We start from the raw sequence: 14,621 nt of genomic DNA on the forward strand, positions 1-14,621 counted from the left end.
CGCGATGTCATAACAAAGTCATACTGCGGCGGTCCAATGTAATCGATTACATGAACACCGCACAATGAGCATTCAAGCCGTTGCAGCCAAAGCCGGGGTCTCCGTGGCCACCGTCTCGCGCGCCTTCAATTTCCCCGACAAGGTGACGCCCGCCACGCGCGAGCTGGTGGAGCGTGTGGCGCACGAACTCAACTACGTGCCGAATGCCAGCGCGCGCACCTTGCGCACCCAGCGCAGCCGTGTGCTCGGCGTGGTGCTGCCCACGCTGCTGAACCCGACCTTCGCCGAGTGCCTGCAAGGCATTGCGCGCGCGGCCGTCGCGGGTGGCTACGCGATCATTCCCGTCACCACGGGCTACAAGCTCGACGAAGAAGAGCGTGCCGTTCATCTGCTGCTGGCCGGCAATGTCGACGGGCTGATCCTCGTGGTGTCGAACCCCTCCACTTCGGCCGCCCTGCCCCGCCTGCAGGCAGCCGGCGTGCCCTATGTGCTCGCCTACAACCGGCACCCGGACCACCCTTGTGTATCGGTCGACAGCGAAGGCGCGGTGGCCGACGCGGTCACGCGCCTCGTGCTGCTGGGCCACCGCCGCATCGCCATGGTCAGCGGCACGCTCGCCGCGTCGGACCGAGCGCAGCAGCGCTACCGCGGCTACCTGAAGGGCATGGCCGAAGCCGGGCTCGCGGCGCCCGCGCTCATCGAAGTGCCCTTCGTCGAAACGGCCGTCGATGCGCTCTCCAGCCAGCTGCAGGCGCGCAACCGCCCTACCGCGCTGATCTGCTCCAACGACCTGCTGGCCATTCGCAGCATCCGCGCCGCGCATCTCAGCGGCCTGTCGGTGCCCGGCGACCTCAGCGTCGTCGGCTTCGACGGCATTGCGCTCGGTGAAGACCTCACGCCCGCGCTTACCACCATCACCCAACCCAACAGCGACATCGGCCGCCACAGCGTAGAGCTGCTGATCCAGGCCATGGCCAGCGGCGCCACGCTGCAGGCCGATGCGAGCCTGCTGCTTCCCCATGCCTTCCGAGACGGCGAGTCGTGCGCTTCGGTGCACGAAGACAACAACGCCGCCATTTCACGACCCTGACCACTTCTCGTTCTTTGCCTACATCCATCCAAGGAGCTTCTTCATCATGTCTCTTCGCTTCCACCGCATGGCCCGCCTCGGCCTGCTCGCCGCCACGCTCGTCGCCGGCAGCGCCATGGCGCAGACCGCCATTTGCTACAACTGCCCGACCGAATGGGCCGACTGGGGCACGCAGCTGAAGGCCATCAAGGCCAGGACCGGCGTCACCGTGCCGCCCGACAACAAGAACTCGGGCCAGTCGCTCGCCCAGATGGCGGCCGAGAAGGCCAGCCCTGTGGCCGACGTCACCTACCTCGGCGTGACCTTCGCGGTGCAGGCAGCCAAGGACGGCCTGGTCGAGCCCTACAAGCCGGCCGCATGGAAAGACATTCCCGACGGCCTGAAGGACCCGGCCGGCAACTGGTTCACCATCCACTCGGGCACGCTCGGCTTCATGGTCAACGTCGATGCGCTCAAGGGCAAGCCGATTCCGAAGTCGTGGGCCGACCTGCTCAAGCCCGAATACAAGGGCCTGATCGGCTACCTCGACCCGGCCTCGGCCTTCGTCGGCTACGTCGGCGCGGTCGCGGTGAACGAAGCGCGCGGCGGCACGCTCGACAACTTCAAGCCGGCCATTGACTACTTCAAGGCGCTGCAGAAGAACGAGCCCATCGTGCCGAAGCAGACCTCGTACGCGCGCGTGCTGTCGGGCGAAATCGCGATCCTGCTCGACTACGACTTCAACGCCTACCGCGCCAAGTACAAGGACAAGGCCAACGTCGCCTTCGTGATCCCGAGCGAAGGCACGCTGGCCGTGCCCTACGTGATGAGCCTGGTCGCCAAGGCCCCGCACGCGGCCGACGCGAAGAAGGTGCTCGACTTCACTCTGTCCGACGAAGGCCAGGCGATCTGGGCCAAGGCCTACCTGCGGCCGGTGCGCGCCAATGCGATGCCCAAGGACATCGAGGCGCAGTTCCTGCCCGCGAGCGAATACGCCCGCGCCAAGAGCGTGGACTACGGCCGCATGGCCGCGGCGCAGCGCGCCTTCTCCGACGAGTACCTGAAGGAAGTCCGCTGAGCGGACGCCACGCGCGATGACGCAAGCCACTCTCTCCAACGCTTCCAACGCCTGGAACCCGCGCTGGCGCCTGCTGGCCTGCGTCGCGCCCGCGGCCGCCTTCTTCGCGGCCTTCTGGCTGCTGCCGGTGGTGCGCCTGCTCACGCTGCCCGCCGATAAGGGTTGGGCCACCTACTTCGCGGTGCTGACCGATGCGCGCTACCTCACGAGCATGGCCAACACGGTCGCGCTCTCGGTGGCCGTGACGCTGGCCACGCTGGTGCTGGGCGCGGCGGTGGGCATCTACCTCGCGCGCCATGCCTTTATCGGCAAGCGCGTGCTGCTGTCGCTGCTTACGCTGCCGCTGTCGTTTCCGGGCGTGATCATCGGCTTCTTCGTGATCCTGCTGGGCGGGCGGCAAGGCGTGGTGGCCGACATCGGCGACAGCCTGTTCGGCGAGCGCATCACCTTCGCCTACGGCCTGCTCGGGCTGTTCCTGGCGTACCTGTATTTCTCGCTGCCGCGCGCCATCGCAACTTACACGGCGGCAGCCGAGTCGATGAACACGCAGCTCGAAGAAGCGGCGCGTTCGCTCGGCGCCTCGCGGCTGCGAGTGGCACGCGACGTGTGGATGCCCGAACTCGCCCCCACCACGCTGGCCTGCGGCGCCATCCTGTTCGCCACCTCGATGGGCGCCTTCGGCACGGCCTTCACGCTGGCCAGCAAGTTCGAGGTGATCCCGATCACCATCTACAACGAGTTCACCAACTACGCCAACTTCGCGCTCGCCGCGTCGCTGTCGATCTCGCTGGGCATCGTGACCTGGCTGGTGCTGTTCGTGGCGCGCCGCTTCGGCGCGAACCCCGTCGCACGTTGAGACCCACGCACATGCGCAAGAACACACAACCGAAGGCCCCCTTCCTGCTCGCCGTCACGGTGATCGTGAGCCTTTTCATGATCGCGCCGATGTTGCTGTCGGTGATGGCGGGGCTCGTCAACAACTACAGCGCCGGGCTCAAGAGCGGCCTTACGCTGCGCTGGCTCGGCGAGGTGTGGGAGAACTACGGCGGCACCGTCGGCTGGTCGCTCGCGCTGGCCGTGGCCTGCGTCGTCGGCACCGTGCTGCTGGGCGTGCCCTGTGCCTATGCGCTGGCGCGCAGCCGCTCGCGCGCCGCGCGCATCTTCGAAGAGCTGCTGACACTGCCGGTCGCGGTGCCGGGCCTTGCGACGGCGCTGGCTTTGATCCTCGCCTACGGCCAGCTCACCGCCTTCCGCCAGAGCTTCGCCTTCATCCTCGTCGGCCACATGATCTTCACGCTGCCCTTCATGGTGCGCACCGTGAGCTCTGCCTTCCAGCGCGACGACCTGCTCGCGCTCGAAGAGGCCGCACGCTCGCTGGGCGCCAACTTCCGCCAGCGCTTCATGGGCATCCTGGTGCCGGCCGTGTTCCCGGCCATCGTGGCCGGCAGCCTGATGGTGTTCACGCTGTCGGTGGGCGAATTCAACCTCACGTGGATGCTGCACACCCCGCTCACCCGCACGCTGCCCGTGGGCCTGGCCGACAGCTATGCCTCGATGCGCATCGAGATCGGATCGGCCTACACGCTGGTCTTCTTCGCCGTCATTCTTCCGGTGCTGTGGGGCCTGCAGTACCTTGCCAACCTGATGCAGAAACGCCATGGAACTTGAACGCATCCCCGTCGACATTACGAACTGCGCAAAGACCTACGCAGACGGCACGCGCGGCCTGCAGCCCACCGACCTGAAGGTCGAGGCTGGCGAGGTGCTCGCGCTGCTGGGCCCTTCGGGCTGCGGCAAGACCACGCTGCTGCGGCTGATCGCGGGGCTGGAAGCGCCCGACGCGGGCAGCCGCATCGTGTTCGGCGGCCAAGACGTCACGCAGCGCCCGGTCGAGCACCGCGGCGTAGGCATGGTGTTCCAGAGCTACGCGCTTTTTCCGCAGATGACGGTGGCGGCCAACATCGGCTACGGCCTGCGCATTCGCGGCGTCTCGCCCGATGAGGAAAAGCACAGCGTCGGCGAGCTGGTCGACCTGGTGCGCCTCGGCGGCCTGGAAAACAAGCGCCCCGCCGAACTCTCCGGCGGCCAGCGCCAGCGCGTGGCCCTGGCGCGCGCCGTGGCCGTGCGCCCGCGCGTGCTGCTGCTCGACGAGCCGCTGGCCGCACTCGACGCCAAGCTCAAGGAATCGCTGCGCGACGAACTGGCCGAGCTGCTGCGTCGCCTGCACATCACGGCCATCCACGTCACGCATGACCAGCAGGAGGCGCTCGCCATCGCCGACCGGCTCGCGGTAATGCGCGCCGGCCGCATCGTGCAGGTGGGCCGTGGCGAAGACCTGTACCGCGCGCCCGCGCATCCTTTCGTGGCCGAGTTCCTGGGCCGGGTCAACCGCCTGGAGCGCGAGGCCGATGCCATCGCGCAAGGTGTTGTCCGACTCGGTGGATCAACCGTGCCCTGCCCGGGCGCGTGGCAAGGCCATGCGATGCTGCTCGTGCGGCCTGAAGACATCGAGGTCAGCGCGCCGCAGCCCGATTGGGGCGCTGCCATAGTCGAGCGCCGCACCTTCCTCGGCGACCGCGTGCAATTGCACCTGCGCCTGCGAGACCAGCCCGTGCTGGTGGCCGATGTAGGGCGCGACAATCCTTTTGGGCCGGGCGACGCGGTGGGTCTTCGCATCCACCCCGACCGGCTGATGAAGTCGCAGGAAACAAGCGCATGACGACAACTCAGAGCAAGAACACCTTCCTGGTCCAGCTGACCGACCTGCATATCCGCGAGCCGGGCCGACTGGCCTATGGCCGCATCGATACCGCGCCCTACCTCGAGCGCGCCGTGCAGTCGGTGCTGGCCCTGCGCCAGCAGCCCGACGCGGTGGTCGTCACCGGCGACCTGACCGATTTCGGCCGCGCCGCCGAGTACGAGCACCTCGCCCGCCTGCTGGCTCCGCTGACCATGCCGGTCTGCCTGATGCCCGGCAACCACGACGACCGCGACCAGCTGCGCCGCAGCTTCCCCGGCCATGCCTACATGGGCACGGGCGCCAATACCGACGGCTTCATCCAGTACTCGGTGCGCGTCGGCGACCTGCGCCTGCTCACGCTCGACACCTGCGTGCCCGGTGCCAGCCACGGCTCGCTGTGCGAGAAGCGGCTGGCTTGGCTCGAGGCACAGCTCGACGCCTGCCGCAACGAGCCCGTCGTCGTCGCCATGCATCACCCGCCCTTCGAAACGCTGATCGGCCACATGGACGAGATCGGCCTGCTGCAAGGCGCCGATGCGCTGGAAGCCCTGCTCTCGCGCTACAGCAACGTCGAGCGTGTTATCTGCGGCCACCTGCACCGTGCCATCGACGTGCGTTTCGGCGGCACCATCGCCTCGACCTCGCCGGCGCAGGCCCATCAGGTCTGCCTGGATCTGGCCCCCAATGCTGACTCGGCCTGGACATTGGAACCGCCTTCATTCCGAGTGCACGCGTGGTCAGCGCGCGGACGCCGGCTCGTCACTCATCTCGCGGCATCAGGCAGCTTCGAAGGCCCCTATCCTTTCCACGACAACGGAGCGCTGATCGACTGAAGCGCTCACTTGTGGAAAATGGGGTCGAAACGAAGCAAAACGAAAAGGATAGAACCCGCCCCCCATGAAGCATCTCCTGAATCTGCTGGCAGCCGTTGCCCTGCTGGTATGGGGCACGCACCTGGTCCGCACCGGCGTGCTGCGTGTGTTCGGCGCCAACCTGCGCAAGATCCTCGTGCAGAGCATGCGCAACCGTTTCACGGCCGCCCTCTCGGGCATCGGCGTGACGGCCCTGGTGCAGTCGAGCACCGCCACCTCGCTGATGACCTCGTCCTTCGTCGGGCAGGGCCTGGTTACGCTGCCGGCGGCGCTGGCGGTGATGCGGGGCGCCGACGTGGGCACTGCGCTGATCTCGGTGCTGTTCTCGGCAGACCTGTCGTGGCTTTCTCCAATGTTCATCTTCGTGGGCGTGGTGCTCTTCATCACGCGCTCGGCCACCGTGGCGGGGCGCGTCGGCCGGGTGCTGATCGGGCTCGGGCTGATGCTGCTGGCGCTGCAGCTGGTGGTGGAGGCGACCGAGCCGCTGTTCTCCTCGCCGGCAGTGCGCGCGCTGCTCGCATCGATCAGCAGCGACGTGCTGCTTGAAATCACCATCGGCTCGGTGCTGGCCATCGTGGCCTATTCGAGCCTCGCGGTGGTGCTGCTGGTCGCGGCCATGGCTACGTCGAACGTGGTGCCGCTGGACGTGGCGCTCGGCCTGGTGCTCGGCGCCAACCTGGGCAGCGGCCTGCTCGCAGTGCTGACCACGGCCAAGTCGGCGGTGGCCGTGCGGCAGGTGACTGTGGGCAACCTGCTCTTCAAGGCACTGGGCGTGGCCGTCGTCGCCCCCTTCATCGGCCTGTGGATCCGCTACGTGCAGCCGCAGCTGCCCAACCAGACGCACGGGGTCGTGCTGTTCCACCTGGCATTCAACATCGTGATCAGCGTGGGGTTCATCGGCCTCACGCAGTGGGTCGCCAAGCTGGTAATGCGCATGCTGCCGGTACCGCAGCAGCCGGCCGGCACATCACGGCCGCATCACCTCGATCCGTCGGCGCTGTCGACGCCCTCGCTCGCCATTTCGAATGCGGCGCGCGAGGCGCTGCACCAGGCCGACATCGTGGAGACCATGCTGATCGGCACGCTCGACGTGATCCGACACAACGACCTGCGGCTCGCGCAGGAACTGAGGCAGCTCGACGACACGGTGGACGAGCTGTACTCGGCCATCAAGTACTACATGACCCGCATCTCGCGCGAGGCGCTGGGCGAAGAGGAAAGCCGGCGCTGGACCGACATCATCAGCTTCACGATCAACATGGAGCAGATCGGCGACATCATCGAGCGCGTGATCATTGACGTGGAAGACAAGAAGATCAAACCGCAGCGCAACTTCTCTGAAGCGGGCATGGCGGAAATCGTCGAGCTGCATGGGCGGCTGGTGGCCAACCTGCGGCTGAGCATGAGCGTGTTCCTGAACGGCAACGTGCGCGATGCGCAGAAGCTGCTCGAAGAGAAGGTGCGCTTCCGGAACCTGGAGCGGGCCTACGCCACAACCCACCTGGACCGGCTGTCGGACCGCACCACGCTGAGCATCGAGACCAGTTCGCTGCACATCGACCTGATCAGCGACCTGAAGCGGATCAACTCGCACATCTGCTCGATTGCGTATCCGATCCTGGAGTCGGCCGGAGCCTTGGCGCCCAGCCGGCTGAGAGAGTCTCGACTGGGAAAGATCGAGGGCTGACCGACTAGTCGGCCTGCTCGGCCGTCTTCAGCACGGAAGCCTCGCGCCCCCGCCGCGCATAGCGTTGCGCCAGCACGGCGCACACCATCAGCTGCATCTGATGGAACAGCATCAGCGGCAGCACGATCGCGCCCACCGCGTGCGAAGCGAACAGCACCTTCGCCATCGGTATGCCGCTGGCCAGGCTCTTCTTGGAGCCGCAGAACACGATCGTGATCTCGTCCTCGGTATCGAAGCCCAGCTTGCGCGCCAGCAGGGTCGTGAGGCTCAGCGCCAGCCCCAGCACCACCGCGCACACCACCAGCAACCCGACCAGCGCATGCGCGGGCACCTGCTTCCACAACCCCTCGATCACGGCCGCGCTGAATGCCGTGTAGACGACCAGCAGGATCGAGCCCTGGTCGACGAACTTCAGCACCGCGGCGCGGCGCTGTATCCACTTGCCGATCAACGGCCGCAGCAGATGCCCCGCCACGAACGGCACCATCAACTGCAGCAGGATGCGTCCGATCGAGTCCAGCGACGAGCTTGCGTGGCCGCCGTTCGGCAGCACCACCAGATTGACCAGAATCGGCGTGATGAACACACCCAGCAGCGTGGAGGCCGATGCACTGCAGATGGCGGCGGGCATGTTGCCCCGAGCCATCGCCGTGAAGGCGATAGCCGACTGCACCGTGGCAGGCAGCACGCACAGATAGAGCACGCCGGTGTAGAGCTCTGGTGTCACCAGCGGCAGGAGCAGTGGCTTGAGCACCAGCCCGAGCATGGGAAACAGCACGAAGGTGCTGCCGAACACCAGCAGGTGCAGCCGCCAGTGCGTGAGCCCGTTCAAGATCGCCTCGCGCGACAGCTTGGCGCCGTGCAGGAAGAACAGCAGCCCGATGGCGGCGGTCGTGAGCAGCTCGAAGAAATGCGCCACCTTGCCGCTTGCAGGCAGCAGGCTGGCAAAGGTCACGACCGAGAGAAGCGCGAAGGTGAAGTTGTCGGGAAGAAAGCGGGGGCGGGACATGTTGCAACTTGGGGCGCTGCGCGCGTTGCAGGCGCGCAGGCCGACTCAGCAGGGGAATGTGTGATTTCCGCGCATGAATCTCGTCGCCAATTTGCGGAGCCCGGCGCGTGCTCCTCGCGCCTTTGAGGGTGCATTTTCGGCGAAGTCCGGCAGCGGCTGCCGGTCGGCGAAAAATGCCCCTGCCTCAGTGTGCGGCGGGCGAACTGAACTGCGCCTGACGGTGGCGCAGGCAGTAGTCGATCAGGTCGTCGATTTCGGTGGCCTTGTCGAACACGGCATCGGCACCGAGGTGCACGCATTTGCGCCGCATGTCGGGCGTGGCGTAGTTGCTGAGCACCACCATCTTCTGCGACGGGTCGCGGTGGCGACACGCTTCGAGCACGCGAAAACCGGTGCCGTCCTTCAGGAACAGGTCGACGATGGCCAGGTCCCACTGCGACAGGTTGTCTGAAAGCCAGCGCGAGCCTTCCTCCTCTGACTCGGCCTCGCCGACCGGATCGACTCGCGCCACCTCGCGCAGCGTGCCCACAAGGCTCTTGCGGATGGTCGGGTTGTCTTCGACGATGAAAGTGCGAACTGTGGTCATGGGCTGGCTCGTCTCTACGCTGTGTTCACAGGCTACAAAGTGCACCCGGCACAAGTCGAAGGCATGACACCCCACCGCCGGTAGGACAAGACTGGCGCCCTGCCCCACCGGAGCCATTCAGAGCGTCAGGATCGTGCAGCCCGTGGTCTTGCGCGCCTCCAGGTCGCGGTGCGCCTGCTGCACGTCGGCCAGTGCATAGCGCTGGTCGATCGGGATCTTCACCGCGCCGCTTCGCACCACCGCGAACAGGTCGTCGGCCATCGCCTGCGTGCTTTCGCGCGTGGCCATGTGCGTGAACAGTGTTGGCCGCGTCACATAGAGCGAGCCCTTGGACGCCAGCAAGCCGAGGTTGACCGGCGGCACCGGACCCGAGCCGTTGCCGAAGATGGCAAGCAGGCCGAAGGGGCGCAGGCAGTCGATCGAGCCTTCGAAGGTGTCCTTGCCCACCGAGTCGTACACCACCTTCACGCCCTTGCCGCCGGTAATCTCCTTCACGCGGGCCGCGAAGTTCTCGGTACTGTAGTTGATGGCGTGCGCCGCGCCGTGCGCCAGCGCGAGCTTGCACTTGGCATCGCTGCCGGCCGTGCCGATCAGCTGCAGGCCCAGCGCCTTGGCCCACTGGCAGGCGATCAGGCCCACCCCGCCGGCCGCTGCATGGAACAGGATGAAGTCGCCGGCCTGCAGGCCTTCGGCCGGCAGCGTCTTCTTCAGCAGGTACTGGGTGGTCAGGCCCTTGAGCATCATGGCCGCGCCAGTCTCGAAGGAGATGTCGTCGGGCAGCTTGCACACGCACTTGGCCGGCATCACGCGCAGTTCGCAGTAGGCGCCCGGCGGCGGGCTGGCATAGGCGGCGCGATCGCCGGGCTTCAGGTGCGTCACGCCCTCGCCCACCGCCTCGACGATGCCCGAGGCTTCCATGCCCAACTGCAGCGGCATCGCGAACGGGTAGAGCCCGCTGCGCTGATAGGTGTCGATGAAATTCAGGCCCACGGCCTTGTGGCGGATGCGGATCTCGCCGGGGCCGGGCTCGCCGACTTCCACGTCGACGATCTTCAGTTCTTCGGGGCCGCCATGGCGGTCGATACGGACGGCTTTGCTCATCATCGTTGCAGTCTCCACACACAGGAAAAGAAGAGGGATGGGCATCCTGCCACGTCTGGGTTTCCCGTGGCGGCGCGGGGCATCATTGCCCGGTAGAGTCGGCGGCCATGCAGACACAGCCGCAGCGCCTCGCTCCCCTCACCGTTCTCCTGCTCGTCGTTCCGCCGCTGCTCTGGGCCAGCAATGCCGTGGTCGGCCGGCTGGTGCGCGACATGGTGTCGCCGCTCACGCTGAACTTCGTGCGCTGGGTCATCGCGTTCGCGCTGCTGTTGCCGCTGGCCGCGCCGGTGTTGCGCCGCAACAGCCCGCTGTGGGCGCACTGGAAACGCTACGCGGTGCTCGGGCTGCTGGGCATCGGCCTGTACAACGCGTTCCAGTACTTGGCGCTGCAGACCTCCACGCCCATCAACGTGACGCTGGTCGGCTCCAGCCTGCCGCTGTGGATGCTCGCGACCGGGGCGCTGTTCTTCGGCGCACGCATCAGTGCCCGCGAAATCGGTGGCGCGCTGCTGTCGATGGTGGGCGTGCTGCTGGTGCTCAGTCGCGGCGAATGGCAGCAACTGCTTGGGCTGCGGCTGGTGCCGGGCGACCTCTACATGATCCTGGGCACCATCGCCTGGGCCTTCTACAGCTGGCTACTGGCGCGCACGCACGAGCCCAAGGCCGTGCGGCAGGACTGGGCCGCGTTCCTGATGTCGCAATTGGTGTTCGGTGTCGCATGGTCGGGCGCGCTGGCCGCCGGTGAATGGACGCTGACACCCGCCCACATCGACCTGGGCTGGCCGCTCATCGCCGCGATGCTGTTCATCGGCATCGGGCCCGCGGTGGTGGCGTATCGCTGCTGGGGAACCGGCGTGCAACGCGCGGGCCCGCAGGCGGCAAGCATCTTCATGAACCTCACGCCGCTGTTCGCGGCGGTGCTGTCGGCGGCCTTTTTGCGGGAGCCGCCGCATTGGTACCACGGCGCGGCGTTTTTGCTTATCGTGGGCGGGATCGTGGTGGCGTCCCGGCGCTGAAAACACCGGGCCTCGCGCGGCCTGGGGGCGAGCTCAGTACGTGCCCGGGTAGGCCCCGCCGTCGGCGAGCACGTTCTGGCCGGTCATGTAGCCGGCCTGCATGCTGCAGAGAAACGCGCAGATGGCGCCGAACTCGGCCGGCGTGCCGAAGCGCTTCGCAGGAATGTTCTTCTTGCGGGCTTCCCAGACGGTATCGAAGTCCTGGCCCGACTTCTGCGCCGCGCCGGCCATCGTGCCCTTGAGGCGGTCGGTGTCGAAGGAACCCGGCAGCAGGTTGTTGATGGTCACGCCCTGCGCTGCGATGGGCGTGCGCGCCACGCCGGCCACGAAGCCGGTGAGGCCGCTGCGCGCGCCGTTCGACAGGCCCAGGATGTCGATGGGCGACTTCACCGAGCTCGACGTGATGTTCACGATGCGGCCGAAGCCGCGCTTGGCCATGCCGTCGACCGTGGCCTTGATCAGCTCGATGGGCGTGAGCATGTTGGCGTCGACCGCCTTGATCCACGCCTCGCGGTCCCAGTTGCGGAAATCACCGGGCGGCGGGCCGCCCGCGTTGGTGACGACGATGTCGAAGTCATGGCCCAGCGCGAACACTGCGGCGCGGCCGGCTTCGGTCGTGATGTCGGCGGCCACGTGCTTGACGAACGGGCCCGATGCGCCTGCAGCTTCCGTCAGCTTCTTCGCGGCCGCTTCCAGTGCCTCGGCGCCGCGCGCCACGATCACCACGTTCACGCCTTCGCGCACCAGCGCCTCGGCGCAGCCGTAGCCCAGCCCCTTGCTCGCGCCGCACACCAGCGCGGTCTTGCCTGCAATACCCAGATCCATGTTGTTGCTCCAGTGAGTAAGTCAGTACGGCAAGGGGCTTCAGCGCCCCTTGCGTGTGAAAACGAAAATGCCCGCGATGACGAGCACGGTGCCGGCCGCGATCCACGGCGTGAACGGCTCGCCCAGTATGACCACCCCCATGAGGATGGTCGACAGCGGCCCGATCATGCCGGTTTGCGCGGCCACGGCCGGGCCGATGCGCTCGATGGCCATCATCACCATCAGCACGGGCACTGCCGTGCAAAGCGTGGCGTTGAGCACCGACAGCCAAATGACCTCGGGCGCCACCTGCATCGCCACGCTCATCGGCCGCGTCAGCACGAACTGCAGGATGCACAGCACGCAGGCCACGGTGGTGGCCAGTCCCACGAGCCGCAGCGACCCCAAGCGCTTGACGAACTCGCCGCTGTAGACGAGGTAGCCCGCATAGCTCACCGCGCTCAGGAACACCAGGAACGCGCCCCACGCCGCCGCCCCGCCGCCCTTGCCGCCGCCCCCGGTCCACAGTTCGTGGCCGAACACCAGCAGCACGCCGGCATAGCTCACGACCATGCCCAGCACCTGCTGGCGCGTGGCGCGCCGCCGGTACATCAGCCAGCCGAACAGCAGCACCAGCGTGGGGTTGAGATACAGGATCAGCCGCTCGAAGCTGGCCGAGATGTACGCGAGCCCCGCAAAGTCGAGAAAGCTCGCGAGGTAGTAGCCCGAGAAGCCGAGCCCGATCACGCCGATCCAGTCGCGGCCGGTGAGCGCGGGCTTGCCGCGCCCCGCCCACAATGCCATCACGGCAAAGAGCGGCAGCGCGAACAGCATGCGCAGCATGATGAGCGTGATGGCGTCAACGCCGTAGCGGTACGCCAGCTTGACGATGATGGCCTTGCCGCTGAACGCGATGGCGCCCAGCGTGGCGAGTATCAGACCGGACGCATAGCCTTTTCTTGCGCCGTCGTGAGTTGGGATGCCGAGCGATGCGGCTGTCTTGTTCATCCCCCGATCATCGCGGGAACCTCGAGACCTTGCTCAATACCCTGCAGCCAGGCCGTCGCGGCGCGGATCGCTGGCAGCCACGTAGCCTTCCACCGAAGGCTCGCCCGCGCGCCAGATGAACTGACCGGCGCCGAAGTCCTGGTACGAGTCGTTGATCACTTCCAGGTGGTGGCCCAGGTCGCGCAGGCCCTGCACCGTGGCCGGGTTCATCGCGGCCTCGACGTTGATCTCGAGCCCCGCGTTGAAGCGCCAGCGCGGAGCGTCGCAGGCGGCCTGCGGGTTCTGCTTGTAGTCGAGCATGCGCACCAGCGTCTGCATGTGGCCCTGCGGCTGCATGTTGCCGCCCATCACGCCGAAGCTCATCACCGGCTGGCCGTCCTTGGTGAGGAAGGCCGGAATGATGGTGTGGAACGGGCGCTTGCCCGGCGCCACCACGTTCGGGCTCTCGGCCTTCAGGCTGAAGCCGTGACCACGGTTCTGCAGGCTGATGCCGAATTCGGGCTCCACGCAGCCCGAGCCGAAGCCCATGTAGTTGCTCTGGATGAAGCTCACCATCATGCCGCTCTCGTCGGCGGCCGTGAGGTAGATGGTGCCGCCCTTGACGGGGTTGCCGGCCTTGAAGTCTTGCGCCTTCTTCGCATCGATGAGGCGGGCGCGTGAGGCGAGGTACGCATCGTCGAGCATCTGCTCGGTCGTGACTTCCATCGTCTTGCGTTCCGACACGTAGCGGTACACGTCGGCAAAGGCCAGCTTCATCGCTTCGATCTGCAGATGCTGCGATTGCACCGAGTCGACCGGCAGCGAGGCGATGTCGAACTTTTCGAGAATGCCGAGCGCGATGAGCGCGGCAATGCCCTGGCCGTTAGGCGGAATCTCGTGCAGCGTGTGGCCGCGGTAGTCGCGCGATATCGGCTTGACCCACTCGGGCTGGTAGGCCGCGAGGTCGGCCACCGTGAGCGCACCGCCCTGCTCGGCCGAGAACTTCGCCAGCGCCTCGGCGATCTCGCCGTTGTAGTAGGCCTCGCCCTTGGTGCGTGCAATGGCCTTGAGCGCACGCGCGGCGGCCGTGAAGCGGAACAGCTCGCCCACCTCGGGCGCGCGGCCCCACGGCAGGAAGGTCTGCGCAAAGCCCGGTTGCGAGCCCAGCAACGGCGCGGCCGCAGCCCACTTGCCCTGCACCACCGGCGGCACAAGATACCCGCGCTCGGCGATGTCGATGGCCGGCACCAGCAGGTCGGCGAACGGCAGCTTGCCGAAGCGCTCGCTCATGGCCACCCAGCCGCGCACAGCGCCCGGCACCGTGACCGAGTCGATGCCGCGCATGGGCGGATTGGCCGCGTCGGCACCGTACTTGGCCTTGAAGTACTCGGGCGTCCAGGCCTTGGGCGCGGGGCCCGAGGCGTTGAGGCCGTGCAACTCCTTGCCGTCCCACAGGATGCAGAAGGCATCGCTGCCCAGGCCGTTGCTCACCGGCTCGACCAGCGTCATCACGGCGGCAGTGGCAATGGCCGCATCGACCGCGTTGCCGCCCTGCTGCAGGATGCGCAGGCCGGCCTGCGAGGCCAGCGGGTGCGAGGTCGACACCACGTTGCGCGCGAAGATCGGGATGCGGGTCGAGAGGTAGGGGTTGTTGAAATCGAAGTTCATTTCG

General features: G+C 67.0%; 14 protein-coding genes. 8 read left to right on the top strand and 6 right to left on the bottom strand.

The features are described from left to right. Nucleotides 1-64 precede the first annotated feature (64 nt). The 7 genes from ACZYSP_RS11045 (at nt 65) to ACZYSP_RS11075 (ending at nt 7,446) form a co-directional block, all read left to right on the top strand. Entirely contained in the window at nt 65-1,090 is a 1,026-nt protein-coding gene (locus ACZYSP_RS11045) for a LacI family DNA-binding transcriptional regulator (protein WP_093075757.1), read from the top strand. A gap of 46 nt (nt 1,091-1,136) precedes the next feature. Next, the gene (locus tag ACZYSP_RS11050) at nt 1,137-2,147 is read left to right on the top strand and encodes an ABC transporter substrate-binding protein (RefSeq protein WP_093075759.1); all 1,011 of its coding nucleotides are present in this window, start codon (nt 1,137-1,139) and stop codon (nt 2,145-2,147) included. 16 nt (nt 2,148-2,163) lie between these two features. Next, nucleotides 2,164-3,003: an ABC transporter permease gene (locus ACZYSP_RS11055; RefSeq protein ID WP_093075761.1), complete on the top strand. Its 840-nt coding sequence runs from the start codon at nt 2,164-2,166 to the stop codon at nt 3,001-3,003. Nucleotides 3,004-3,014: 11 nt separating this feature from the next. After that, nucleotides 3,015-3,815, top strand: a complete 801-nt coding sequence (locus ACZYSP_RS11060; RefSeq protein ID WP_093048921.1) for an ABC transporter permease — start codon at nt 3,015-3,017, stop codon at nt 3,813-3,815. Next, on the top strand, nt 3,805-4,866 hold the full coding sequence (locus ACZYSP_RS11065; RefSeq protein WP_093075762.1) for an ABC transporter ATP-binding protein: 1,062 nt from the start codon (nt 3,805-3,807) through the stop codon (nt 4,864-4,866). Before ACZYSP_RS11060 ends, ACZYSP_RS11065 begins: the two co-directional genes overlap by 11 nt. Continuing rightward, nucleotides 4,863-5,720 (top strand): phosphodiesterase, encoded by an 858-nt coding sequence (locus tag ACZYSP_RS11070; RefSeq protein ID WP_093075764.1) that lies wholly within the window; start codon nt 4,863-4,865, stop codon nt 5,718-5,720. The genes ACZYSP_RS11065 and ACZYSP_RS11070 overlap by 4 nt, the downstream gene beginning before the upstream one ends. A gap of 64 nt (nt 5,721-5,784) precedes the next feature. Beyond that, nucleotides 5,785-7,446, top strand: coding sequence for a Na/Pi cotransporter family protein (locus ACZYSP_RS11075; protein WP_093048912.1), 1,662 nt, complete (start codon nt 5,785-5,787; stop codon nt 7,444-7,446). A 4-nt stretch (nt 7,447-7,450) separates the two neighbouring features. Here the strand turns inward: ACZYSP_RS11075 and ACZYSP_RS11080 are convergent, their stop codons facing one another. The 3 genes from ACZYSP_RS11080 to ACZYSP_RS11090 form a co-directional block, all read right to left on the bottom strand. Next, the gene (locus tag ACZYSP_RS11080; protein WP_093075765.1) at nt 7,451-8,455 is read right to left on the bottom strand and encodes a bile acid:sodium symporter family protein; all 1,005 of its coding nucleotides are present in this window, start codon (nt 8,453-8,455) and stop codon (nt 7,451-7,453) included. Between the two features lie 184 nt (nt 8,456-8,639). Then, nucleotides 8,640-9,041: a response regulator gene (locus ACZYSP_RS11085; protein ID WP_093075767.1), complete on the bottom strand. Its 402-nt coding sequence runs from the start codon at nt 9,039-9,041 to the stop codon at nt 8,640-8,642. A 117-nt stretch (nt 9,042-9,158) separates the two neighbouring features. Further along, nucleotides 9,159-10,142 carry a quinone oxidoreductase family protein gene (locus ACZYSP_RS11090; RefSeq protein WP_093050337.1) on the bottom strand — a complete coding sequence of 328 codons (984 nt, stop codon included), beginning with the start codon at nt 10,140-10,142 and terminating at the stop codon, nt 9,159-9,161. Nucleotides 10,143-10,249: 107 nt separating this feature from the next. Between ACZYSP_RS11090 and ACZYSP_RS11095 the strand changes: the two genes are divergently transcribed. Beyond that, entirely contained in the window at nt 10,250-11,158 is a 909-nt protein-coding gene (locus ACZYSP_RS11095; RefSeq protein ID WP_093075768.1) for a DMT family transporter, read from the top strand. A 33-nt stretch (nt 11,159-11,191) separates the two neighbouring features. On the opposite strand, the gene ACZYSP_RS11100 is transcribed toward ACZYSP_RS11095, so the two are convergent. From ACZYSP_RS11100 to ACZYSP_RS11110, 3 genes are read right to left on the bottom strand one after another with little or no spacing between them, the layout of a single operon-like run. Next, the gene (locus tag ACZYSP_RS11100; RefSeq protein ID WP_093048901.1) at nt 11,192-11,983 is read right to left on the bottom strand and encodes an SDR family oxidoreductase; all 792 of its coding nucleotides are present in this window, start codon (nt 11,981-11,983) and stop codon (nt 11,192-11,194) included. 39 nt (nt 11,984-12,022) lie between these two features. Next, entirely contained in the window at nt 12,023-12,970 is a 948-nt protein-coding gene (locus tag ACZYSP_RS11105) for a DMT family transporter (protein WP_093075770.1), read from the bottom strand. A 33-nt stretch (nt 12,971-13,003) separates the two neighbouring features. Then, nucleotides 13,004-14,617, bottom strand: a complete 1,614-nt coding sequence (locus tag ACZYSP_RS11110) for a gamma-glutamyltransferase family protein (protein WP_093075771.1) — start codon at nt 14,615-14,617, stop codon at nt 13,004-13,006. Nucleotides 14,618-14,621: the final 4 nt, after the last annotated feature.

The sequence above is a fragment of the Variovorax sp. F042 genome, from assembly GCF_057814215.1.

What these genes read in the sequence shown, in the direction of transcription:
- ACZYSP_RS11090 (WP_093050337.1), bottom strand. Translation starts at nt 10,142, where the DNA reads ATGAGCAAAGCCGTCCGTATCGACCGCCATGGCGGCCCCGAAGAACTG.
- ACZYSP_RS11065 (WP_093075762.1), top strand. Translation starts at nt 3,805, where the DNA reads ATGGAACTTGAACGCATCCCCGTCGACATTACGAACTGCGCAAAGACC.
- ACZYSP_RS11060 (WP_093048921.1), top strand. Translation starts at nt 3,015, where the DNA reads ATGCGCAAGAACACACAACCGAAGGCCCCCTTCCTGCTCGCCGTCACG.
- ACZYSP_RS11075 (WP_093048912.1), top strand. Translation starts at nt 5,785, where the DNA reads ATGAAGCATCTCCTGAATCTGCTGGCAGCCGTTGCCCTGCTGGTATGG.
- ACZYSP_RS11110 (WP_093075771.1), bottom strand. Translation starts at nt 14,617, where the DNA reads ATGAACTTCGATTTCAACAACCCCTACCTCTCGACCCGCATCCCGATC.
- ACZYSP_RS11055 (WP_093075761.1), top strand. Translation starts at nt 2,164, where the DNA reads ATGACGCAAGCCACTCTCTCCAACGCTTCCAACGCCTGGAACCCGCGC.
- ACZYSP_RS11095 (WP_093075768.1), top strand. Translation starts at nt 10,250, where the DNA reads ATGCAGACACAGCCGCAGCGCCTCGCTCCCCTCACCGTTCTCCTGCTC.
- ACZYSP_RS11070 (WP_093075764.1), top strand. Translation starts at nt 4,863, where the DNA reads ATGACGACAACTCAGAGCAAGAACACCTTCCTGGTCCAGCTGACCGAC.
- ACZYSP_RS11080 (WP_093075765.1), bottom strand. Translation starts at nt 8,455, where the DNA reads ATGTCCCGCCCCCGCTTTCTTCCCGACAACTTCACCTTCGCGCTTCTC.
- ACZYSP_RS11085 (WP_093075767.1), bottom strand. Translation starts at nt 9,041, where the DNA reads ATGACCACAGTTCGCACTTTCATCGTCGAAGACAACCCGACCATCCGC.
- ACZYSP_RS11045 (WP_093075757.1), top strand. Translation starts at nt 65, where the DNA reads ATGAGCATTCAAGCCGTTGCAGCCAAAGCCGGGGTCTCCGTGGCCACC.
- ACZYSP_RS11105 (WP_093075770.1), bottom strand. Translation starts at nt 12,970, where the DNA reads ATGAACAAGACAGCCGCATCGCTCGGCATCCCAACTCACGACGGCGCA.
- ACZYSP_RS11050 (WP_093075759.1), top strand. Translation starts at nt 1,137, where the DNA reads ATGTCTCTTCGCTTCCACCGCATGGCCCGCCTCGGCCTGCTCGCCGCC.
- ACZYSP_RS11100 (WP_093048901.1), bottom strand. Translation starts at nt 11,983, where the DNA reads ATGGATCTGGGTATTGCAGGCAAGACCGCGCTGGTGTGCGGCGCGAGC.